The following is a 21,880-nucleotide window of genomic DNA, read 5'->3' on the forward strand; positions in this document are numbered from 1 at the left end:
TCCTTGTTCTTAGATTCTCGCCAGGTTAGGTGATCAGTACCTAAACTGAGCGGTTTACCTTTAAATGATACTACTGATAATTGTTTTTGTCAAATAAACTTATATTTCGATAATCTCTATAGTATCTATAGCCTCTTTCACTAATCTATCTATATCTAAGTTACCCTCAGATCTTTCAATATATTTAAGTTTAGGTTTAGTAACTGGCTTATCTGGAGCAAATATTGAACAACAATCATCAAAAGGTTCGATAGATTTTTCATAGGTTCCAATTTCTTTTGATAAATCTACTATATCTTGCTTATCAATAGCAACTAATGGTCTTAAGATAGGAAAATTAGAAGAATCTTCTATAACTGACATTGATTCTAAGGTCTGTGATGCTACTTGACCTAAAGACTCTCCTGTTACAAAGGCTTGATAGCCGTATTTATCCGCAATTTCATTTGAAATTCTCATCATAAATCTTCTAGATAAGATAGTTGTTTCTTCTCTAGGACAATTTGTAGCAATTTCTTTATAAATATTGGAAAGATTTACCGAATAAAATTTAAGCGGTCCAGTATAAGTAGACATTAATTTTGCTAAATCTTCTGCCTTTTGATGGGCTTGTTTAGATGTAAATGGATAAGAATGAAAATGAATAGCATTTACTTTCATTCCTCTTTTTGCCATCATAAATCCTGCTACCGGTGAATCGATACCTCCCGAAAGCAAAAGTAAACCTTGGCCACTACTTCCTATAGGTAATCCTCCTAGACCCTTGTGTCTTTTTGAATAGATATATGCGTTAGATTTTATATCTATATAAACCTTAAAATCTGGATTGTGAATATCTACTGACAAATTATCAAATTCATCTAAGAGATAATCACCAACTAGGTGGTTAAGTTTAGGTGAATCATATTCAAATGACTTATCTACCCTAGTTGTTTGTGATTTAAATGAGTAATCTTTATCAGAGTAGTATTTATTTACTACATATTTAGTAGCTTTTAAAATATCATCTAAATTTTTATCTACTTTATAAACTTCATCAATATATGCTATACCAAATACTTTTTCTATTTCTTTGATAAGTGCATCAAACTTATCTTCGCTAGCTCTTATATAAAGTTTGGCACTTTCTACATAGGTATTTTCGTAGCCAATATCTTTAATATTTGCTATTATATGACTTAAGGCGTTATTAAAAAAAGTTTTTCTATTGGCTCCCTTTAAAAAAAGTTCACCAAAACTTACTGATAGTAGTGCTTCCATTACATTACCCTTCTAATTTCTTCTATAGAGTCTTTTAAAACTCCAATTGTAGTGTCTAGTTCTTCTTTTGTATTTTCACCTGCAAAAGAAAATCTTATAACACCATCGCTATATTTTTCATCCACTCCAAGAGCCTCTAATATTCTATTATTATTTCCTTTTGAGCATGCAGATCCACTGGATACATATATATCCTTATCTTCTAACATATGAAGAAGAACTTCGGATTTTATATTGGCAAATCCAACGCTTAAAACGTATGGAGAATAATCTTGCTCTGGTGTGTTAAACTCATAATCACTAATATTATTTTCAATTAATTTTCTCATATATAAATTTAATTCATTCACATAAGAAAATTCATCAGTATCTATTTGCTCTTTTAAAGCTGTTGCCATAGCGTAAATTGCTGGATGGTTATCAGTACCACTAGAAATTACTTGTTGATGGCCGCCATGAAGGACAGGTTTTATTTTATTTAATATTTCTTTTCTCACATATAAGCCTCCCACCCCCTTTGGTCCGTGGAACTTGTGGGCAGAAAAGCTCATTAAATCTACTTTTAGCTTATTCACATCACAAGATATTTTCCCTAAAGCTTGAGTAGCATCAATATGGAGAACAATATTTTTATTGTAATTTTTAACTATATCACTTATTTTTCTAATATCCTGGATGGTTCCTGTTTCATTATTTGCATAAATAATAGAAACTAATTTTACATCTTGGTTTAATTGATTTCTTAAGTCTTCTAAGTCAATAAAACCATGTCTATCATTTTTTAAGTAGATAACTTCTTTAAAATCATAATTTTTAAAACTATCATATACTGAAGAGTGCTCAATAGATGAAGTAATAGCAACATTATTTTTTCCACTCATTGATGAAATAGCTATATTATTTGCTTCTGTTGCACCCTTGGTAAAATAAATCTCATCTGGATTTGATCCTATTATACTTGCTATAATTTCTCTTGATTCTTTTAAAAGATTGCTGGATTTCATTCCAAAACTATGGATTGATGAAGAGTTAGCAAAAGCTTCATTTTCAGCAATAGCTCTAGCATCTTGAGCCTTTTTGTATATTTTAGTTGTAGCTGCATTATCTAGATAAATCATTTATACACCTCTTATTTATATCCTGATTAACTTAATATCTTTAACTATTATACTATATAAGATAATACTAGTTAGGCAAATCTAGTATAATAAAATTATGATTACTTACAAAAAAAGATATTATCCAGAAAATTTAAATAAAAATGAAATCATACTTGATATAGAAACAACCGGTCTGGATTCTCAGCAAGACCAGCTAGTATTGCTCGGTTTTATAACTTATGAAAATGATAAGTGTTATATAATCCAGTATTTTGCAGAAGATAATAGCGAAGAGCAAAGACTACTAGAAATATATTTAAAAATGATAGAGGATAAAAAAGTTATAACCTACAATGGAGATAAGTTTGATATACCATTTTTAAATATGAGATTGGATTATCATAAACTTTTCCCCGTATTTCCTAAAACCTTGGATATATATAAGTTAATATCAAGACATAGGAAATATTTTGTGTTCGAATCTATGAAACTTATGGATATTGAAAAAAGTATAGGTATTTTTAGAAACGATCCTAGTAGGTATAAGGTTATAAGCAAACTTACCGAGGATATAAAAAAAAGGGATAAGCCAAAGCCTATAATGATTCATAACGAAAATGATATTATAGCTACTGAAAAACTAGCTAATATTGGAGAATATTTTAAAAAAGAACTTTCAATTACACTTGAAAATAATATTATAACATTAGAGTCAGTATGGATTAATAACGACATTTGCCAAGTAAAACTGAGTGGTAAGGAAAAATTTACAGAGTCTTATTTTCAAGCTAACAATTATGAACTAAAAACTACTGATAAAGAAGCAGAAATAAATATTCAAGTCCTTTATGGCAGATTTGATAGTAAAAATGCTGGTCATGTGGCTTTAAATACTTTTGAATTAGAAAATGAAAGCCATATGTCAGTCGATCCCAATCTTTTAATTATTAGAGAAAATTACCTATATAATTACAAAAATATATTAAATTTAAGTAAAAAAATAATTGAGAATCATTTATAGATTCTCAATTTGCCAATCGATGGGCTCTTCGCCTATGGATTTTAAAAAGTTATTTGTTTTAGAAAAGGGCCTAGACCCAAAGAATCCTCTATGTGCTGATAATGGAGAAGGGTGAGTAGATTTTATTATTAAATGATTAAGGTTTGTAATAAATTTTTCTTTTGATTGGGCATTTCTACCCCAAAGGATAAATACTATTGGTTTTTCTCTTTCGTTTAATTTTTTAATAATGTTATCTGTAAGAATTTCCCAGCCAATTTTTTGATGAGAGTTTGCTTCATGAGCTCTTACGGTTAATGAAGTATTTAAAAGTAATACTCCTTGGTCAGCCCATTTTAACAAATTTCCATTATCTGGAATAAATGTTCCTATATCTTCGTGCATTTCCTTATATATATTTTGAAGAGATGGTGGTGTTTTTATTCCTTTTTGTACTGAAAAAGCATAGCCATGAGCTTGCCCTTGGCCATGATATGGATCTTGACCTAGGATTACAACCTTTACATCCTTATAAGGAACAGATTTTAGAGCATTAAATATATCATACATATCAGGATATACTTTATAATTTTTGTATTCTTCTATTAATTTTTTTCTTAAATTTTGATAGTATACCTTATCCCACTGGTCAGCAAGGACTATATCCCAATCATTACCTATATTTACACTCATACCTTTTCACTTTCTTCGAAAAATATCATGTATATAATTAGTAATATACTTCCAACAGTTACAAAAATATCTGCTATGTTAAATACTGGAAAGTTTACAAAGGCAAATTCTATAAAATCTACTACATAACCTTGGAATAATCTATCATAAAAATTACCGATAGCACCAGATATTATCATAGCTAGGGCTATATTTAAAATTTTATTATTAGTCCTATAATTTTTTAGAAAATAATAAACTAGGGCACAAACTATGACTAGGGTTAGAATAATAAAAAATATCTTTCTGTCTTGGAGTATGCCAAAGGCTGCTCCCCTATTTTCTAAATAAGTAAAATTAAATAAAGTCCCATTATAGGGATTTTCTATCAAATTGTTTATAGCATAAGTTTTTGTAAGCCTATCTAGTATTAGACCTAAAACTATAATAATTATGTATGTCATTTTAACTTCCTATATGTAATGTGCATATTACCTTTTTTGCTAGTTCCAGTTATCTCATCAAATATGAAACGCCCTTGTCTTCTTATAGATATCATAGATCCTTCTTTAACCAACTTACTTGGATCAGTTATTATTTCGTAATTCACTTTTACAAACTTTGCTTTTATAATATCTTTGGCCTTAGCGCGTGATGTATTGGTAAATTCTGAAATAATATTATCTAATCTTAACAAAGAAACAAAACCCATGTGGCTAGTAAAATCTGATAATTTTATATCAAGTTTACTATCCTTTTTATCATCAATAGTAATGCCTTGTCTTTTAATCTTAGTGAGATTATACTTAATAAAATTTGCATCTTCTTTTAACACTACAAATTGGCAGGTATTACCATCTATTACTATATCTCCGATAGATTCACGGTTTAAGTTTAAACTCATTAAAGAACCTAATACATCAGGATGACTAAGTCCTTGATGTTTAAATTCTAAAATACTTATATAATTTGTCTCATCTATGGGTTCATAAAAGAAATTGGCGATAAATATTTTGCGTTCAGCTAAATCATTACCGCCTATAAATTTGATATCTATATTATTTTTATTTGCTATAGATTCTATAACTTCTTGCTCAAATGGGTCTAAAAAAAAGCTAGACTCTTCTAAGTTAGTATAATAAGCACGTTCTAAAAAAGAAATAGCTTTTTTTATAGTTGATTTTTTGCTTTTATCGTTTATAAAATCTAAATTATATTCTAAACTCATAAAAAATAAAGATCGATTTTTATCTCGATCTTATAATTGGTTATAATTTCCATCAGAAATTTGTTCTGTAACAGCACTGTCTACTTCTACTCCCCTAGGACTGATTACAAATATACCTTTTGTAACGCGTTCCACAGTACCATCTAGGGCATATACAGCTCCAGATACAAAATCAAATATTCTTTGTCTCATGTCTGCATCAACCATTTCAAGATTTAAAACAACAACTTTTTTATCAAGTATATCATTAATTACACTTGGTGCATCTGTTTCATAATCTAGAGGCTCATGAATAGAAATTCTCATTGAAGATCTCCCTGTAAAATTATTTTCTGTCATACTTACTATATTATCTCCTCTTTTTGATGATCTTTGATAGTTGTTAGTTGATTTATTTGAACTATAAGATTCACTATTATAATTATTTGAATCATAACTATAACTTGTAGATGAGCTAGGAGCTGAATAACTACTCTCATATGTTTTAGAGTTATCATTCTTTTCAATATCATCATCTAATAAACTAGTATAAGCCTCTCTAGATGATGAGTTAGAGTCTATATCTGTTCTATCATCATCGTAGTAAAGCTGCTCTTCATCATAATCATCGTAATTATCGTCAATACCAATAAAATCTTTAAATTTGTCAAACATAATTTTCCCTTTACTATTTTTATTAATTCTATTATAACTTAAAAATATAAAAATATAAAATATGTTTATATTAGAATTCGCTTTTTAAACTTCTACCCATAAGTGATATAACAGAATCAGCAGGATTTTTACCTTCATATAAAACTTTATAAATTTCTAAAGTAATTGGTAAGTCTAAATCATTTTGAGTTGAAAGTTGATATAATGCCTTAGTTGTTGGTATACCTTCTACGACCATATTTATCTCTTTAATAGCATCTTCCATCTTAAAGCCTTGTCCAATTAATAAACCTGTCCTATAATTCCTAGAATTCAGGCTAGTAGAAGTTACTATTAAATCTCCAACTCCAGCTAGCCCATTTATAGTGTTTGGATTTGCATCATATGTTACTAAAAGTTTACTCATTTCGCTAATACCACGAGTAATTACGGCAGCCTTGGTATTATCACCATAACCTAAGCCATCAAGCATTCCTATCCCAAAAGCTAGGGTATTTTTAATAGCTCCACCAAGTTCAACGCCTATTACATCTGTTGAACTATAGACTCTAAACCAGTCGCTGTTAAATATTTTTTGTATTTCTTTTGATAAATCCATATCATTAGATGCCGCTACTACTGCAGTAGGCATTTGTTTTACGACCTCTTCTGCATGAGATGGACCACTTAAAACAGCAAAAGATATATCACTACTAATTTCATCATAAAATATTTCTGAAATTCTTTTATGGGTATCTAGTTCTAACCCTTTAGAAAGATTTATAAAAACATTTTTTTCATTTACAAATGGCTTAAACTGCTTAATAACAGATCTAATGCTTTGGGTAGGTATACCATTAACTATAAATCTATTTTTAAATAGTTCTTCTAAATTATTAGTAGCTCTAATATTTTTTGATAAGTCAAAATCTTTTAAATACTTGCGATTTTTATGATTTTTATTGATATAATCTACATCATCTTTGTTTCTTGCATACATCAAAACTTTATGATTTTCTGCAAGTAAGGATGCTATAGCTGTAGACCAAGATCCTGCCCCTAGAATTGATATTTCCATAATTAAAATATTTTAGACTCCTCATGGTTTATTATTCGTTGAATATTTGCCCTATGCTTATAAATTACCAAACATGCAATAATAATTATTGCATAGTAAATATTAGTTAATCCAAAATAAAAATAACCTGCTATAATGGCACTTGCTGCTGCAAGAATAGATCCTAAAGATACCATCCTACTTGCTAATACTGCTAGTAGAAATATTGCAGCTAATATTAAAATAAATTTAATATCTATATAAATTAGAGCGCCAAATGATGTAGCCACACCCTTGCCGCTTTTAAAATTTAAAAACATACTGTACATGTGTCCTAAGACTACAAATACAAGGCTAACAGCAATACCATCAGATCCCACTACTTTATCAGCTAGAAAAACGGCAATAAATCCTTTTAAGGCATCACAGAAGAGAGTAGCAATGCCTGCTTTTTTTCCAAAGTTTCTAAGCGCATTTGTACTGCCTACATTACCAGACCCTAAAGTTCTGATATCAGTGTTATAGAAATATTTTCCTATAAGATATCCACTAGGAATAGAGCCTAGGATATAGGAAATTATAGCAACCAGAAAAATCATTATTCAGATCCTCTTTCTTTTAGTACAAAACTAAAAGGAACACCAATAAGGTTATAATTTTTCCTAATTTGATTTTCTAAATATCTCATATAAGAAAAGTGCATTAGTTCCCTGTCATTTATTGATAACATAAATTTAGGTGGCGCTGTCCCAACCTGAGACATGTAGTAAATTTTAAGCCTCTTACCCTTATCTTGTGGTGGTTGGTTAAGCATAATTGCATCTTGTAAGATGTTGTTTAAAACTCCAGTAGATATTCTTGTGTGGTAGTTATTATCTACAACTTCTATCATATCTAAGAGATTATCTATTCTTTGATTCTTAAGAACTGATATAAATACTACAGGTGCATATAATGCAAACCCTAGTTTGTTTCTGATATCTGCTTCCATATCTCTCATAGTATTAGTTTCTTTTTCAACTATATCCCATTTATTTACAGCGATAATTATTGCTTTTCTTTGGTTGTGGGCATAGCCTGCGATTTTTGTATCTTGCTCTGTAACACCAACAGTTGCATCTATTAAAAATAAAACTATTTCAGCACTATCCACTGCATCAAAAGTACGTTGATTAGCATAATATTCAATATTTTCTTTTACTTTTGATTTTCTACGAAGTCCTGCTGTATCTATTAGCACATAGTTTTTGTCATTATAAGTCCAGTAAGAGTCAACTGCATCACGGGTAGTACCAGCTAAATTTGTAACAATCATTCTTTCATCATTTAATAATAAGTTTACTAGAGATGATTTACCAGCGTTTGGTTTTCCTATAATAGCAATTCTTGTTTCATCCTCTATTTGGTCATATGCTTCAAAATCTATATTTTCTACTACTTTATCTAATAAATCACCAAGACCCTTACTTTGTTCAGCAGAGATGGTTGCTAAATCATCAAAACCCATAGAATAAAAATCATAAATATGATCTGGTAATTTGTGACTATCAATTTTATTGGCAACGATTATTACTTTTTTATGGTAGCGACGGATTACATCTGCTATTTCTGCATCATAAGGGCTTAGTCCTTCTTTTCCATCTACTACAAAAAGTATTAAATCTGTTTCAAGGAGGGCTTTTTCTACTTGAGATTTGATTTCTTGATTCATCATTTCTTTATTAGAAATATCAAGTCCACCAGTATCTACTAGTAAAAATTCATCTCCCTGCCACTCGACCTTATCTACAATTCTATCACGGGTTACACCACTGACATCCTCTGTTATAGATTTTTTCTTTCCTACAAGTCTATTAAATAATGTTGATTTTCCTACATTAGTTCTACCAACTAACGTTACTATCGGCATAGCCATAATTAATCTCCATACACAGGAAATTTGCTAGTTAATTCTATAACTTCCTTTTTTATTACTTCTAGGTCTTCTTTTCTATCAAGAGTTCTTGAAATAAGCTCTATTATCTTTTTCGACTCTTCTTCCTTCATTCCTCTTGATGTGATAGCAGCTGTACCTATTCTTAAGCCACTAGTCACTTGTGGAGAAAGTTTTTCATTTGGAATAGTATTTTTATTTGTTGTAATATATACTTCATCTAATAAATCTTGAGCCTCTGCACCAGTTATATTTTTATTTGTTAGATCAATTAAAAGTAAGTGATTATCTGTACCATCAGATATCATTTTAAAACCATGCTCTCTTAAGGCCTCTTCCATGGCCTTAGCATTTGCTTTAATTTGTTTAGCGTAATCTTTCCAAGATGGATCTAAGTTTTGCTTAAAACCAAGTGCTTTTGCTAAAATAATATGTTCTAGAGGTCCTCCTTGAGATCCTGGGAAAACTGCCTTATCAATTGCTTTTGCGTATTCTTCTTTACACATTATTATCCCTGATCTTGGTCCTCTTAAAGTTTTGTGAGTGGTTGAGGTAACTACATCACAATGTGGGAATGGATCTGGGTGTTCACCTGCAACGATTAAACCTGCAATGTGAGCCACATCTGCCATTAAAATTGCTCCAACTTCATCAGCTATTTCTCTAAATTTTTTAAAATCTATTTCTCGTGGGTATGCGCTTGCCCCACATACAATTAATTTTGGTTTGATTTCGCGAGCTTTACTTAATACATCGTCATAGTCAATTCTTCCAGTTTCGCTGTCTACTCCATATGCATAAAAATCATAAAGTTTTCCAGAAAAATTTACCTTTGATCCGTGAGTTAAGTGGCCACCTTCAGTAAGATTCATAGCTAATACCTTATCTCCAGGATTTATTAAAGCTGAGTATGCTGCAAAGTTTGCATTAGATCCTGAATGTGGTTGAACATTTGCATGCTCACAGTGGAATAATTCTTTTAAACGATCAATGGCAAGTTGCTCAATCTCATCAATATTTTCACAACCACCATAGTATCTTTTGTTCGGATATCCTTCAGCATATTTATTTGTTAGTATAGTGCCAGCTGCTTCTAGGATATAGGGCTTAACATAATTCTCTGATGCTATAAGTTCAATGTTATCTTCTTGTCTTTTAACTTCTTTTTCTAAAGCTTTGTAAGATTTTTCATCAAAGTCTTTGATCAATGAGTAATTCATTATATTTTCCTCACTTTCATAACTTTATCATTTGCGAGTTTTTTATCTATTCCTTTTATAATCATAAATGATATAGCAAAAAATACTATTATAGATATAAGAGTAAGTAAATTCATATCATATCCGCTATTTTTCAGGAATAAATTTGGTATTATAGCGCCTACAACCATCATGACTACTGGAAGTACATATACATACATAGAATACTTGGTAATATCAGATGAGCGAGTTTCAAGCATAACTTTATCCCCTACCTTTATATCATCAGGAGAAAATAATTCTATAATTGTTTCTTCTTTTTGACCACAAGAGCCCTTGGCTGCACAAGATCCGCATGCTTCATTTCTAGCTACACTAACAGTTAAATGCCCATTTTTATTTTCAAGAACAGTCCCTTGTTTAATCATCGTTGTCATTTATATCACTCCTTACAGTTATCCCAAGCTCATCTAGTGCTTTTGCATCAACAATTGTTGGTGCTTCAGTAAGTGGACATGTAGCTGATTGGGTTTTTGGAAAGGCAATTACATCTTTGATATTATCAGTTTTTGCAAATAACATTAATAGTCTATCTAGACCGTAAGCAAGACCTGCATGTGGTGGTGTACCATACGATAATGCTTCAATAAAGAATCCAAATTTATTTTGTATATCTTCTTCTGTTAGATTTAATGCTTCAAAGATTTCCTTTTGTAGGTCTGAATTATTTATTCTAACTGATCCACCGCCCATTTCATCACCATTTATTACAATATCATAAGCTTGTGTTCTAACCTTTTCTGGATGAGTTTTTAAAAGTGGAATATCATCTTCATTTGGCATGGTAAATGGATGGTGTTGGGAGACGTATCTATCTTCCTCTTCGTTGTATTCAAACATTGGAAAGTTTACTACCCATGTTAAGGCATATTCTTTTTCGTAAAGATTATTATCTTTTGCAACTTTATTTCTTAAAGCTCCAAGCCCTTCTAAAACTTTTTTATTCTTATCAGCAGCAATTAAGATAAGGTCATTATTTTCAATTTCTAATTTTTCTACCATATTATTTAAAATATCATCTGTTAAGAATTTGCTGATAGATGAATTTACTTCTTCACCATATTTGATATAAGAAAGTCCACCTAGACCATAGTGTTTAACAAAGTCTGTTAATTTATCTAATTGTTTTCTAGAATATTTATCTGCTAGGTTTTTAAAGTTAATTGCTCTTACTGAACTTCCTTCAGATGTATTGTTTGCAAATACTTTAAAGTCGCTATCTTTCCAGATTTCAGAAATATTTTCAATTTTGTAACCAAATCTTAAGTCTGGTTTATCAGACCCATATGATTCCATTGCTTCACTATAATCCATTCTTGGAATTGGAAGAGTCAAATCATAATCTGTATATTTATCAAATAATTCTTTAATAAGACCTTCATTTACCGCAATTACATCATCTTGGCTAGCAAAGGATAATTCCATATCTAATTGAGTAAATTCTGGTTGACGATTAGCTCTTAAGTCCTCATCTCTAAAGCATTTTACAACTTGGAAATATCTGTCTAATGAACCAATCATTAAAATTTGTTTTAAAAGTTGTGGTGATTGAGGTAGAGCATAGAATTCACCTTGATTAATTCTAGATGGTACAAGATAGTCTCTTGCCCCTTCAGGAGTTGGTTTTGTTAAAAATGGAGTTTCTACTTCTGTAAAGTCATTGTTATACATATATTCTCTTATAGTACGAACAATATCAGATCTAAGTTTTAGATTTTTTTGAACAGAAGCCTTTCTCATATCAAGGTATCTATATTTTAATTTTAAATTTTCTGCTACATCATCATCATCTTTTATGTAGATTGGTGGTGTGTTTGCCTTATCTAGGATATTTATTTTTTTAGCAACAATTTCTATATCACCTGTCGGCATATCTGGGTTTTTAGATTCTCTTTCTCTAACTGATCCTTTTACTTCAACTACATATTCTTGACCTAAGTGGCTAGCTAATTCGTGATTATCTTTATCTTCTTCACGAACTACTATTTGGGTTATGCCTGTTTTATCTCTTAAATCAAAAAATACTAGAGAACCTAAGTTTCTTTTTTTTGCCACCCACCCCATAAGGACTACTTCTTCACCAATATTTTCACTTCTTAATTCGCCACACATATGGCTTCTTTTAAATTCCATCTTATCTCCTTACATTAAAAATGGATTATTATTAAACTCATAATCCAAAGTTGTTTTTTCTCCATGACCTGGATATACTTCCATATTTGAATCTAATACCCTATACTTCTCATTTATTGAATTTATGATAGTATCATAATCTCCTCCAGGAAAGTCTGTTCTTCCTATGGATAATTTAAATAAAGTATCTCCAGAAAATAGAACATTACCTACAATATAACTTATAGAATCTAAGCTATGACCTGGTGTTTTTATTGCCTTTATATTAAAATTCGTGATTATTTCATCATCATTTAAATATCTATCAATTGGCACATATAAATCATCATAATCATAAGCCAGATTATAATTTTTATCATTAGCTATATCAATAGCTTCACTTGAAGCATACACATCTACATCATATAAGTTTTTATAGTATTCAAGTCCTAGGACATGATCGAAATGGGTGTGAGTTTGTAGGATAAAGTCAATTTTGATACCATTATCTTTTATATAATCAGTTACCAAATGACTTTTTTCTACTGCATCTATGATAAACCCATGACCATTTTCGCTTACTACATAAAGATTTGTCATGACAGGACCTATGGTAAATCTTTTAATTTCCAATTATAGAATCCTTTCACTATCAATTAAAATTGTAGTCGGTCCATCATTTATTAGACCTACCTCCATATGGGTTTGAAACTTACCAGTTTCTACCTCAAAACCATCTTCTATAAGCTCATCTTTCATTATTTCATAAAATTCATTAGCCTTATCTGGCCTTGCTGCTTCTATAAATGATGGTCTATTACCCTTTCTTACATCTCCAAAAAGGGTAAATTGGGAAACTAGAAGTATTTTTCCTCCCACATCTGCTATTGATAGGTTCATCTTTCCATCTTCATCTTCAAAAATTCTAAGTTTTTCAATTTTTTTCTTTACATAGGCAAGGTCTTCCATTGTGTCTGTATCCTTTATACCTAGTAAAACTAAAAATCCCCTATCAATTCTTGAAATTTCTTCGTTATCTACTACTACATTTGCATTTTTTACTTGTTGTATTACTGCTCTCATTAATTATTTATCCTATACACACTAAAAACTGTACTTAGTGATTTTAACTTCGCCATAACATCATCTAACTGGTCTAAGCTATTAACTTCAACAGTTAAATCAATAAGTCCCTCTTGATTTTCATTAAGCCTAGCATTCATACCAGCTATATTTACATTAACTGTGGATATCATTTTTGTAATATCATAAATTACTGATGGTGAATTTGCTACAGTTATTTGAATTTTAACCGGGAACTTATCAGTTGTCTCATTTTGCCAGTAAACATCGATTAGTCTTTCTGGAGCGTGGTTATTAATAATATTTGGGCAAGATTTTGTATGAACTGATATGCCATTTCCTTTTGTAATAAATCCTATAATAGGATCGCCAGGAATAGGTGTACAACATTTAGCAAATTTTACTTCAATATCATCATCAAAGTCACTTACCCTAACCTCGCCTTTGGAAGAGACTGGTTTCTTTTCCTTATTTACTATTTCAATTGGTTCATTTATAGATTTTTGCTTTTCTTCAAGTTCATTTTCTCTTTTTATGAGCTTTTGAATAATTTGCTCACTAGTTATTCTACCGTAACCAACTGCTGCATACATCTCATCTTGGGTTGGAAAACCTAATTCATTGGCAATTTCATCTACCCATTCATCCTTAAGTAGGGATTTATAACCTTCCCTGTGTTTTTTAATATCACGGATGATTTGATTTTTACCAAGCTCAATATTTTCTTCTTTACCATTTTTCTTAAAGAATTGCTTAATTTTATTCTTAGCTTGGTTACTTTTTACAATGTTTAGCCAATCTTTACTAGGTCCTGCAGAATTTTTACTGGTAAGTATTTCTATTACATCCCCAGTTTTAAGTTTTTGTGTAATTGGTACTATAGAGCCATTTACTTTCGCCCCTATACATTTATTCCCCACTTCTGTATGGACTTTATAAGCAAAATCTATGGCACAAGAACCTATTGGTAGGGAATAAATTTCGCCAGCTGGAGAGTAAACGTAAATTTCTCTTGAGAAAAAATCTGTTTTTAGAGTTTCCATAAACTCTTTACTATCTGAGTCCGCCCCACCTTCGTTTTGCCATTCCATAATACGGCGTAAAAATTCCATGGCATCATCAAAATCTGATCCCTTAGTATTATTTTCTTTATATCTCCAGTGGGCTGCTACCCCGTATTCACACTCTTTGTGCATTTGACGAGTACGAATTTGTACCTCAAATGGCCTAGAGTCTTCTCCAAACACAGTAGTATGAAGTGACCTATATCCATTTGGTTTTGGTTGACCAATATAATCTTTTATCCTATTTGGTATAGGTCTCCACAAAGAGTGGACTTTTCCTAAAACTTCATAGCACTCAGCAATTGTATCTACCAAAACTCTTACAGCTGTAAGGTCATATATTTCCTCAAAGACGATATTATTTCGCTTCATCTTCTTATAGATAGAGTAAAGAGATTTTGGTCTACCACTTATTTCAAAATTGATATTACTATCTTTTAAGGAATCTGTAAGTGTTTCTATTATTTCATTTATATATGCTTCTCTCTCCCTACGTTTTTGAGAAACCATTTCTGCTAGTTCATAATATCTTTCTGGGTCTTGGTACCTAAAACATAGGTCTTCAAGTTCCCATTTTATAGAGTATATTCCGAGCCTATGAGCAAGGGGTACATAGATTTCAAGAGTTTCTGTTGCTGTCTGCACTTGTTTTTCGCGTGTCTTATATTCCAAAGTACGCATATTGTGAAGTCTATCAGCAAGTTTTATAAGGACAACTCTTACATCGTTAGACATGGCCATAACCATTTTTCTGATGTTTTCTGCTTGCTTTTCTTCTCTTGAGCTATAGTTTAAGTTTTTTAGTTTAGTTACTCCATCTACTAGAAATGTTATCTCATGACCAAATTTTTCTTCCATTTGCTCATAAGTTATAGATGTATCTTCTAAAACATCATGCATAAGACCTGCACATATAGTTTGATCATCTAGTTTCATATTTGAAAGGGTTTCTGCTACTGCAATAGGGTGGATAAAATAATCCTCACCAGAGTTTCTCTTTTGTCCCCTATGGTTAACTTCACCAAAGTAATAGGCTTTTTTTATCAAATCCATATCAGCTTTAGGATTGTTTTTTAGGATTATATCTTTAAATTTTTCATATTCTTTATTAAAATCTGTTGCCATTTTTACCTCATCTTATATCAATAAGTTTTAACTGAAGGTTTCTATTGCCTCTAAACTCATTTATATCTGGGTAATAGACCACATCAATTTTCTTTCCTTCAATATTTCCATTAAATTTATCACGCAGATAATTATAATCATCCACTGCATTAAATTTAATAGCGTTTACATAAACTCCATTTTTATGGAGGGATAACTTCATAGTTTTTTTATCTTTACCAATCATAGCTACTTGGGCTATATCTACATTTTTATCAGCAAAAATTGGCTTTTCAAAATCTTTTCCAAAGGGCTCTAGCTTATTTAAGCTTTCTGCAAACTCTAAGGACAATCTTGAAATATCAATAGCCTTATCAATATTTATAGTTTTTTGCTTTTGACTATCTGTTAGCTTTGAGTTTTCATTTAAAAACTTTCTTAGCTCATCAATTTTTGCCGTTTTTATAGATAAGCCACAAGCCATAGGGTGACCGCCAAATGATTCTAAGTTTTCCTTATATTTTAAAACCTCTTGGTAGATATTGTAAGTTTCTATAGACCTACCAGATCCCTTAGCTATTCCCTCAGTATTTGAATCAGTAAGAATTATAGTTGGCCTATAATATTTTTCTTTTATACGACCTGCTACGATACCACAAATAGATTCATTAATTGATGGTTCATAAACTACTATTACATCATCATCGTAGAATTTGTTTTCTTCAATGATTGCTACACACTTATCTAAGCCCTCTTGGGTAAGTTTTTTTCGTTCATTATTTAATTCAACTAATTCTTTGGCAAGTTCATAAATTCTATCTATATCTTCTTCCATAAGTAACTCTATGGCCATTTTTGCAGAAGAAAGCCTACCTGTTGCATTCATAGTTGGTCCTAAAATAAAACCTAGGGTGTAAACATCAATTTCCTTTGTCCAAGAACTTTCTTCTAAGACAGCCTTTATTCCAAGTTTTTCAGTATAATTTAGTCTTTTTATTCCCTCAATAACAAATATGCGATTTTCATCTGTAAGAGAAACTATATCACAAACTGTTCCCATAGCTACATATTCTAATAGGCCATAGAGGTATTCGTAGTCCCCATCAAGTTTTTGAAATAGTGCTGTTATTAACTTAAAACAAACAGCTGCCCCACATAGGTCTGTAAATGGATAATCTTGGTCAATTCGTTTTGGATTTATAACTGCATCCGCTTCTGGTAATACTTGCTTGGTCCATTCACCATTATTTGAGGTTTCGATCTCGTGGTGGTCAGTTACAATTACATTTAGACCGGCAGTTTTTAATTCTTTTACCTGGTCAAAACCTGTGATTCCATTGTCACAAGTAATTATAAGACTAACTTTATCAGTAATAGCTTTTTCAACCATGCCAGTTGATATACCATAACCTTCCTTTACTCTTTGTGGAATATCATAGCTTATGTTGTCATAATAAAAAAGCAAGCCATCTAATAAGGTCATAACTGATGCTATACCATCTTGGTCATAGTCACCAAATATCCTTATTTCTCCACCTTTTTTCATAGTTTCAATAATAAGATTAGTAGCCTTATCCATATCTTTTAATAAAAATGGGTCATGCAATTTATCAAGACTAGGATTTAAAAACATATCTACCGTTTGTTCACCTATTATATCTCTATTTGCTAAAATCAAAGCTTCTAGCTTTGAAATATTATTATATTTTAAGTTATTTAAGTAATTTTCTTTTTTATTATATATAAACCAATTGCTCATTGCATCACCCTTCCTAATAGCAAAATTATACCATTTTTTAACTTTTTATAAAACAAAAGAGGCATCCTATGCCCCTTAAGAAATTATATTTTCAATTTCAGATTTTTTTATTTTTAGCTTACTTATACTATCATAGTCACCGGATAAAATTGTAACTACTTCTCCATCTATATCAGTAACTTCACCAATGATACCAGAAAAAGTTGTTATTTTGGAACCTATTTCAAGATTTTCATAAACATATTCTCTATTTTTTCTATGTTTTATGTCATCTTTGATAGATTTTTCATAAAATCCAAATAAGAGAATGATTAATATTATATATTCTAGTCTCATTAATAGCCGTATTTACTATAAAATTCTTCTTTATATTCTAAGAACCTATCTTCCATAATGGCTTGTCTAATGTTTTCGCACATTTTTAGCAAGAAATATAAGTTGTGGTAGGTTAGTAGTCTAGCACCTAAGATTTCATTTACATTTACTAAATGTCTGATATAAGCTCTAGAGTAATTTCTACATGTATAGCAGTCACATTCATGGTCAAGTGGCGAGAAATCTTCTTTATAAGCTGCATTTCTTACTACTAATCTGCCGTGAGAAGTCAAAGCAGTACCATTTCTTGCAATTCTAGTAGGCAACACACAATCTGCCATATCAATTCCTGCTTCAAATGATTCAAATAGATAATCTGGTGTTCCAACTCCCATATTGTATCTTGGCTTATCATAAGGAAGGAGAGGAGTAGTAAAGTTTAAAATATCAATCATTTCTTCTTTTGTTTCCCCAACGGAAAGTCCACCTATAGAAAATCCATCAAAATCCATAGCGGTTGTTTCTATAGCAGATTTTTCTCTTAAATCCTTATACAATCCACCTTGAACTATTCCAAATAAAGATTGGTCTGGATGTGAATGTTCTTTATGGTAATCTAGACCTCTTTTTGCCCAACGGATTGTTCTCTCCATTGATTGTTTTACATAATCGTAATCAGCTGGAGCTTCTACACACTCATCAAAACTCATCATTATATCAGAGTGGATATCATTTTGGATAGAGATTGCTTTTTCAGGCGTAAAGAATTGTTTTGAACCATCTATATGAGATCTAAACTCAACTCCATTTTCATTTATTTTCCTACGTTCTGCTAGAGAAAATACTTGAAAACCACCACTATCTGTAAGAATTGGCTTATCCCAATTCATAAATTTATGAAGACCACCTGCTTGTTTCATAATATCCATACCAGGTTTTAAGTATAAATGGTAGGTGTTTCCTAAAATGATTTTTGCACCCATTTGATCTAGCTCTTCTACTGTCATTGATTTTACAGTTCCAAGGGTGCCTACAGGCATAAAAATAGGTGTAGGAATATCTCCATGAGCAGTATGGATTACTCCTACCCTAGCGTTTGAATTTTTATCTTTTTTTATAACTTCAAATGTTAATCCCAAAATGTCTCCTTAATGAATAAACATAGCGTCGCCAAAGCTAAAGAACCTGTATTTTTCTTTAACAGCATAGTTATAGGTATTTAAAATCATATCTTTAGAGGTAAAGGCTGCTACTAGCATAACTAAAGTTGATTTTGGCAAGTGGAAATTTGTTATGAATGCATCCACAACCTTATATTCAAAACTAGGATAGATAAAAATATCTGTCCAACCAGAGTCTGCTGTAACTTTGCCTTTGTTTTTATAAACTGTTTCTAAGGTTCTAATTGTTGTGGTTCCTGTTGCAATTACCCTTTTACCATTAGCACGAGCTTCATTTATAATATCAGCAGTTTCTTGACTTATATTATAAAATTCGCTATGCATTTTATGGTCATTTACATCATCTACGCTTACTGGCCTAAAAGTACCCAGACCCACATTTAATGTAAGATAGGCTAACTTTATGCCCTTTTTTTCAATTTCAGCTAATAATTCTTTGGTAAAGTGTAACCCTGCAGTGGGTGCTGCAACTGATCCTGGATTTTTTGAATAAACTGTTTGGTATTCTTCCGGCTCGTCTAGTTCTTCTTTAATATATGGTGGAAGCGGCATATTTCCAAGTTTATCTAAGATTTCATTAAATATTCCCTCATAGAAAAACTCTATTATTCTATTGCCATCTTCCTTTATATCCTTTACTTCAGCTGATAATTCATCAGAAAATATTATTTTTGTACCTATTTTCATTTTTTTACCAGGTCGTACTAAACATTCCCATGTTTTGCCTTTGGTATTATGCAGTAAAAATACTTCTATCGATTCTTCTTTGTCCTGTCTATGGCCAAAAAGTCTAGCTGGTATTACCCTAGTATCATTCATTACTAAAACATCGCCAGGATTTAAGTAATCAATAATATCATAAAAATATTTATCTTCTAGTTCTCCATTTTTCTTATCTAATACCAACATCCTAGCATGGTCCCTTTTTTCTGCTGGATGTTGAGCTATAAGTTCTTCTGGTAAATAATAATCAAAATCGTCTGTTTTCATCTATTCCTCGTATACTAATCCATAGTGTTCATAGGCTTTTCTTGTAAGAACACGGCCTCTAGGTGTTCTTGATAAAAATCCTATTTGTAATAAATATGGTTCATAAACATCTTCTATAGTTACATTTTCTATACCGGTTGATGCTGCTATTGTATCAATACCTACTGGGCCTCCATCAAAGTTTTGATACATGGTCATTACAATTTTCTTATCCATAGTATCTAGACCCATGTCATCTATTTCAAGTAAGTTTAGACCTTCTTTACTTGTTTGCCAGTCTATCTTACTTTCTTTTCTAACAATAGCATAATCACGGACTCTTTTTAAAAGTCTATTAGCTATCCTTGGAGTCCCCCTAGATCTTTTTGCTATTTCATAAGCACCCTCATCATCTATTTCTATATCTAAAATGCTAGCAGATCTTTTTATAATTGTTGTTAAATCATCTGCATCATATAAGTTTAATGAAAGTAAAACACCAAACCTATCACGTAAAGGTGCTGATAATTGGCCAGCTCTTGTTGTGGCCCCTACTAGGGTAAACTTTTCTAGGTCTATTCTTATCGATTGGGCATTAGGTCCCTTTCCAACAATTATGTCTAAAACAAAGTCTTCCATAGCAGAATATAATATTTCTTCTACAGATCGATTTATTCTGTGAATTTCATCAATAAATAAAACATCACCATGTTGAAGATTTGTAAGGATACTTGCAAGATCTGATGGACGTTCTATAGCTGGTCCACTTGTTACTCTAAGATTTACTCCAAGTTCATTAGCAATTATAGAAGAAAGTGTAGTCTTACCAAGACCAGGAGGGCCTTGTAAAAGTACATGGTCTAGTGGATCTTTTCTTGATAAGGAAGACTCAATAAAAATTTCTAATTTTTCTTTTACCTTATCTTGACCAATATAATCCTTTAACCATTTAGGTCTTATGGAATTTTCATTAGTTAAATCTTCTTTTAATTCGTTAGATCCAACTATTCTTTCATTTTCATCATACATACATTGCCCCTATATAAGTCTTTTTAAACTTTCTTTAATTAAATCTTCTAGTGATAAGTCCATATCTTTAAGTTCATTTAATACATTTGAAATATCGTTTTGAGCATAGCCAAGGTTTAATAAAGCTTCTTTTGCTACATCCATATCTTCATTTTTAGGAAGTGGAGCTGATGTACTTATCTTATCTGCCATAGGCATAAGTTTTACCTTATCCATGAGTTCTAAGATAATTCTGCTTGCAGTTTTCTTACCTACTCCTTTAGCCTTGGTAAGAGCGTCTATATCATTATTTGCAATTGAAAGTTTTATTTCCTCTACACCAAGTGAAGATAAGATTGTAATAGCATTTTTTGGTCCTATAGAAGAAACGGATGTTAATAATAAAAACATTTCTAGTTCTTCTTTTGAATAAAAACCATAAAGGCTCATATCATCTTCCCTAACTTGCAAAGACGTATATATCTTATATTCATTATTTAATTCTATTAGTGCAAGAGTTGATAAAGAAGTTTTAATTTGATAACCCATATTGTTATTTTCGATTATGAAATCTTCTTCATTTATAGCTCTTACATCACCTATAATATACGAAATCATTAATTCATCCTAAAATTTTCTTTAAATCGTTGGCTTAAAGCATGACAAAGAGCAACAGAAAGTGCATCTGCTGCATCATCAGGCTTTGGTATTTCTTTTAAATTTAATAATGTTGTAACTGTTTTTTGCATCTGGCTTTTAGTAGCCCTTCCATAGCCTGTAATAGCTTGTTTTATTTGTAGGGGTGTATATTCATAAATTGGTAAATTATTTCTCTGTGCACATAATACTTGTATGCCCCTAGCATGGCCTACTGTTATGGCTGTCTTTACATTTTGATTAAAAAATAGTTCTTCTATAGCATATTCATCTGGCTTAAACTCGCTTATAATTTCATTGAGATTTTCATATAAAATTTCTAATCTTTCTGGAGTTTTTGTCTTGCTAGATGTTGTAATTACACCATTTTCTATTACTTTAACCTTGTTTCCATCAAAATCAACCACGCCATAACCCATGATTGCAATTCCTGGATCTATTCCTAATATTCTCATAATTTTTAAAATAAAAAGAGCTTATATAAGC

General features: G+C 31.0%; 23 protein-coding genes. 1 reads left to right on the forward strand and 22 read right to left on the reverse strand.

The window, feature by feature from the left end:
• Window positions 1-99 precede the first annotated feature (99 nt).
• A complete protein-coding gene (thiI, locus tag ACCQ40_RS05480; RefSeq protein ID WP_410032945.1) occupies window positions 100-1,260 on the reverse strand; it encodes a tRNA uracil 4-sulfurtransferase ThiI in 1,161 nt (386 codons plus the stop codon).
• Window positions 1,260-2,378, reverse strand: coding sequence for a cysteine desulfurase family protein (locus ACCQ40_RS05485; protein ID WP_410032947.1), 1,119 nt, complete (start codon window positions 2,376-2,378; stop codon window positions 1,260-1,262). The genes thiI and ACCQ40_RS05485 overlap by 1 nt, the downstream gene beginning before the upstream one ends.
• Before the next feature lie 97 nt (window positions 2,379-2,475).
• Here ACCQ40_RS05485 and ACCQ40_RS05490 point away from each other — a divergent pair, with 97 nt between their 5' ends.
• Window positions 2,476-3,381, forward strand: coding sequence for a ribonuclease H-like domain-containing protein (locus ACCQ40_RS05490; RefSeq protein WP_410032948.1), 906 nt, complete (start codon window positions 2,476-2,478; stop codon window positions 3,379-3,381).
• Here ACCQ40_RS05490 and ACCQ40_RS05495 read toward each other — a convergent pair.
• From ACCQ40_RS05495 to ruvC, 20 genes are all read right to left on the reverse strand, one after another.
• On the reverse strand, window positions 3,376-4,053 hold the full coding sequence (locus tag ACCQ40_RS05495) for a uracil-DNA glycosylase (RefSeq protein ID WP_410032949.1): 678 nt from the start codon (window positions 4,051-4,053) through the stop codon (window positions 3,376-3,378). The genes ACCQ40_RS05490 and ACCQ40_RS05495 overlap by 6 nt on opposite strands.
• Window positions 4,050-4,496, reverse strand: coding sequence for a signal peptidase II (lspA, locus tag ACCQ40_RS05500; protein ID WP_410032950.1), 447 nt, complete (start codon window positions 4,494-4,496; stop codon window positions 4,050-4,052). The genes ACCQ40_RS05495 and lspA overlap by 4 nt, the downstream gene beginning before the upstream one ends.
• Window positions 4,493-5,260, reverse strand: coding sequence for a YlmH family RNA-binding protein (locus ACCQ40_RS05505; protein ID WP_410032951.1), 768 nt, complete (start codon window positions 5,258-5,260; stop codon window positions 4,493-4,495). Before ACCQ40_RS05505 ends, lspA begins: the two co-directional genes overlap by 4 nt.
• A gap of 30 nt (window positions 5,261-5,290) precedes the next feature.
• The gene (locus ACCQ40_RS05510) at window positions 5,291-5,914 is read right to left on the reverse strand and encodes a cell division protein SepF (RefSeq protein ID WP_410032952.1); all 624 of its coding nucleotides are present in this window, start codon (window positions 5,912-5,914) and stop codon (window positions 5,291-5,293) included.
• A 70-nt stretch (window positions 5,915-5,984) separates the two neighbouring features.
• On the reverse strand, window positions 5,985-6,971 hold the full coding sequence (locus tag ACCQ40_RS05515; RefSeq protein ID WP_410032953.1) for an NAD(P)H-dependent glycerol-3-phosphate dehydrogenase: 987 nt from the start codon (window positions 6,969-6,971) through the stop codon (window positions 5,985-5,987).
• A gap of 2 nt (window positions 6,972-6,973) precedes the next feature.
• Window positions 6,974-7,549 carry a glycerol-3-phosphate 1-O-acyltransferase PlsY gene (plsY, locus tag ACCQ40_RS05520; RefSeq protein WP_410032954.1) on the reverse strand — a complete coding sequence of 192 codons (576 nt, stop codon included), beginning with the start codon at window positions 7,547-7,549 and terminating at the stop codon, window positions 6,974-6,976.
• The gene (gene der / locus ACCQ40_RS05525) at window positions 7,549-8,865 is read right to left on the reverse strand and encodes a ribosome biogenesis GTPase Der (RefSeq protein WP_410032955.1); all 1,317 of its coding nucleotides are present in this window, start codon (window positions 8,863-8,865) and stop codon (window positions 7,549-7,551) included. Before der ends, plsY begins: the two co-directional genes overlap by 1 nt.
• Window positions 8,866-8,867: 2 nt before the next feature.
• Window positions 8,868-10,103 carry a serine hydroxymethyltransferase gene (locus ACCQ40_RS05530; protein WP_410032956.1) on the reverse strand — a complete coding sequence of 412 codons (1,236 nt, stop codon included), beginning with the start codon at window positions 10,101-10,103 and terminating at the stop codon, window positions 8,868-8,870.
• On the reverse strand, window positions 10,103-10,519 hold the full coding sequence (locus ACCQ40_RS05535; RefSeq protein WP_410032957.1) for a SoxR reducing system RseC family protein: 417 nt from the start codon (window positions 10,517-10,519) through the stop codon (window positions 10,103-10,105). The genes ACCQ40_RS05530 and ACCQ40_RS05535 overlap by 1 nt, the downstream gene beginning before the upstream one ends.
• The gene (gene aspS / locus ACCQ40_RS05540; RefSeq protein WP_410032958.1) at window positions 10,503-12,275 is read right to left on the reverse strand and encodes an aspartate--tRNA ligase; all 1,773 of its coding nucleotides are present in this window, start codon (window positions 12,273-12,275) and stop codon (window positions 10,503-10,505) included. Before aspS ends, ACCQ40_RS05535 begins: the two co-directional genes overlap by 17 nt.
• 9 nt (window positions 12,276-12,284) lie before the next feature.
• On the reverse strand, window positions 12,285-12,887 hold the full coding sequence (locus tag ACCQ40_RS05545) for an MBL fold metallo-hydrolase (protein ID WP_394011503.1): 603 nt from the start codon (window positions 12,885-12,887) through the stop codon (window positions 12,285-12,287).
• On the reverse strand, window positions 12,888-13,337 hold the full coding sequence (gene dtd / locus ACCQ40_RS05550; protein ID WP_394011502.1) for a D-aminoacyl-tRNA deacylase: 450 nt from the start codon (window positions 13,335-13,337) through the stop codon (window positions 12,888-12,890).
• Complete coding sequence (locus tag ACCQ40_RS05555; RefSeq protein WP_410032959.1) at window positions 13,337-15,526, reverse strand: RelA/SpoT family protein; 2,190 nt, start codon at window positions 15,524-15,526, stop codon at window positions 13,337-13,339. The genes dtd and ACCQ40_RS05555 overlap by 1 nt, the downstream gene beginning before the upstream one ends.
• 7 nt (window positions 15,527-15,533) lie before the next feature.
• Window positions 15,534-17,264 (reverse strand): single-stranded-DNA-specific exonuclease RecJ, encoded by a 1,731-nt coding sequence (recJ, locus tag ACCQ40_RS05560; RefSeq protein ID WP_410032960.1) that lies wholly within the window; start codon window positions 17,262-17,264, stop codon window positions 15,534-15,536.
• Window positions 17,265-17,339: 75 nt separating this feature from the next.
• On the reverse strand, window positions 17,340-17,600 hold the full coding sequence (locus ACCQ40_RS05565) for a preprotein translocase subunit YajC (protein WP_410032961.1): 261 nt from the start codon (window positions 17,598-17,600) through the stop codon (window positions 17,340-17,342).
• On the reverse strand, window positions 17,600-18,718 hold the full coding sequence (tgt, locus tag ACCQ40_RS05570) for a tRNA guanosine(34) transglycosylase Tgt (RefSeq protein ID WP_394011498.1): 1,119 nt from the start codon (window positions 18,716-18,718) through the stop codon (window positions 17,600-17,602). Before tgt ends, ACCQ40_RS05565 begins: the two co-directional genes overlap by 1 nt.
• Window positions 18,719-18,727: 9 nt before the next feature.
• Window positions 18,728-19,750, reverse strand: coding sequence for a tRNA preQ1(34) S-adenosylmethionine ribosyltransferase-isomerase QueA (gene queA, locus ACCQ40_RS05575; RefSeq protein ID WP_410032962.1), 1,023 nt, complete (start codon window positions 19,748-19,750; stop codon window positions 18,728-18,730).
• On the reverse strand, window positions 19,751-20,758 hold the full coding sequence (gene ruvB / locus ACCQ40_RS05580; protein WP_394011496.1) for a Holliday junction branch migration DNA helicase RuvB: 1,008 nt from the start codon (window positions 20,756-20,758) through the stop codon (window positions 19,751-19,753). It lies immediately after the preceding gene.
• A 9-nt stretch (window positions 20,759-20,767) separates the two neighbouring features.
• Window positions 20,768-21,355, reverse strand: a complete 588-nt coding sequence (ruvA, locus tag ACCQ40_RS05585; RefSeq protein WP_410032963.1) for a Holliday junction branch migration protein RuvA — start codon at window positions 21,353-21,355, stop codon at window positions 20,768-20,770.
• Window positions 21,355-21,849, reverse strand: a complete 495-nt coding sequence (ruvC, locus tag ACCQ40_RS05590; RefSeq protein WP_394011494.1) for a crossover junction endodeoxyribonuclease RuvC — start codon at window positions 21,847-21,849, stop codon at window positions 21,355-21,357. The genes ruvA and ruvC overlap by 1 nt, the downstream gene beginning before the upstream one ends.
• Between the last annotated feature and the right edge of the window lie 31 nt (window positions 21,850-21,880).

It is taken from the genome of Anaerococcus cruorum (assembly GCF_046365495.1).
GTDB lineage: Bacteria > Bacillota > Clostridia > Tissierellales > Peptoniphilaceae > Anaerococcus > Anaerococcus cruorum.

Bases quoted from the DNA above. Each gene is read 5' to 3' on its own strand.
- thiI (WP_410032945.1), bottom strand. From the start codon at position 1,260: ATGGAAGCACTACTATCAGTAAGTTTTGGTGAACTTTTTTTAAAGGGA.
- ACCQ40_RS05485 (WP_410032947.1), bottom strand. From the start codon at position 2,378: ATGATTTATCTAGATAATGCAGCTACAACTAAAATATACAAAAAGGCT.
- ACCQ40_RS05490 (WP_410032948.1), top strand. From the start codon at position 2,476: ATGATTACTTACAAAAAAAGATATTATCCAGAAAATTTAAATAAAAAT.
- ACCQ40_RS05495 (WP_410032949.1), bottom strand. From the start codon at position 4,053: ATGAGTGTAAATATAGGTAATGATTGGGATATAGTCCTTGCTGACCAG.
- lspA (WP_410032950.1), bottom strand. From the start codon at position 4,496: ATGACATACATAATTATTATAGTTTTAGGTCTAATACTAGATAGGCTT.
- ACCQ40_RS05505 (WP_410032951.1), bottom strand. From the start codon at position 5,260: ATGAGTTTAGAATATAATTTAGATTTTATAAACGATAAAAGCAAAAAA.
- ACCQ40_RS05510 (WP_410032952.1), bottom strand. From the start codon at position 5,914: ATGTTTGACAAATTTAAAGATTTTATTGGTATTGACGATAATTACGAT.
- ACCQ40_RS05515 (WP_410032953.1), bottom strand. From the start codon at position 6,971: ATGGAAATATCAATTCTAGGGGCAGGATCTTGGTCTACAGCTATAGCA.
- plsY (WP_410032954.1), bottom strand. From the start codon at position 7,549: ATGATTTTTCTGGTTGCTATAATTTCCTATATCCTAGGCTCTATTCCT.
- der (WP_410032955.1), bottom strand. From the start codon at position 8,865: ATGGCTATGCCGATAGTAACGTTAGTTGGTAGAACTAATGTAGGAAAA.
- ACCQ40_RS05530 (WP_410032956.1), bottom strand. From the start codon at position 10,103: ATGAATTACTCATTGATCAAAGACTTTGATGAAAAATCTTACAAAGCT.
- ACCQ40_RS05535 (WP_410032957.1), bottom strand. From the start codon at position 10,519: ATGACAACGATGATTAAACAAGGGACTGTTCTTGAAAATAAAAATGGG.
- aspS (WP_410032958.1), bottom strand. From the start codon at position 12,275: ATGGAATTTAAAAGAAGCCATATGTGTGGCGAATTAAGAAGTGAAAAT.
- dtd (WP_394011502.1), bottom strand. From the start codon at position 13,337: ATGAGAGCAGTAATACAACAAGTAAAAAATGCAAATGTAGTAGTAGAT.
- ACCQ40_RS05555 (WP_410032959.1), bottom strand. From the start codon at position 15,526: ATGGCAACAGATTTTAATAAAGAATATGAAAAATTTAAAGATATAATC.
- recJ (WP_410032960.1), bottom strand. From the start codon at position 17,264: ATGAGCAATTGGTTTATATATAATAAAAAAGAAAATTACTTAAATAAC.
- ACCQ40_RS05565 (WP_410032961.1), bottom strand. From the start codon at position 17,600: ATGAGACTAGAATATATAATATTAATCATTCTCTTATTTGGATTTTAT.
- queA (WP_410032962.1), bottom strand. From the start codon at position 19,750: ATGAAAACAGACGATTTTGATTATTATTTACCAGAAGAACTTATAGCT.
- ruvB (WP_394011496.1), bottom strand. From the start codon at position 20,758: ATGTATGATGAAAATGAAAGAATAGTTGGATCTAACGAATTAAAAGAA.
- ruvA (WP_410032963.1), bottom strand. From the start codon at position 21,355: ATGATTTCGTATATTATAGGTGATGTAAGAGCTATAAATGAAGAAGAT.
- ruvC (WP_394011494.1), bottom strand. From the start codon at position 21,849: ATGAGAATATTAGGAATAGATCCAGGAATTGCAATCATGGGTTATGGC.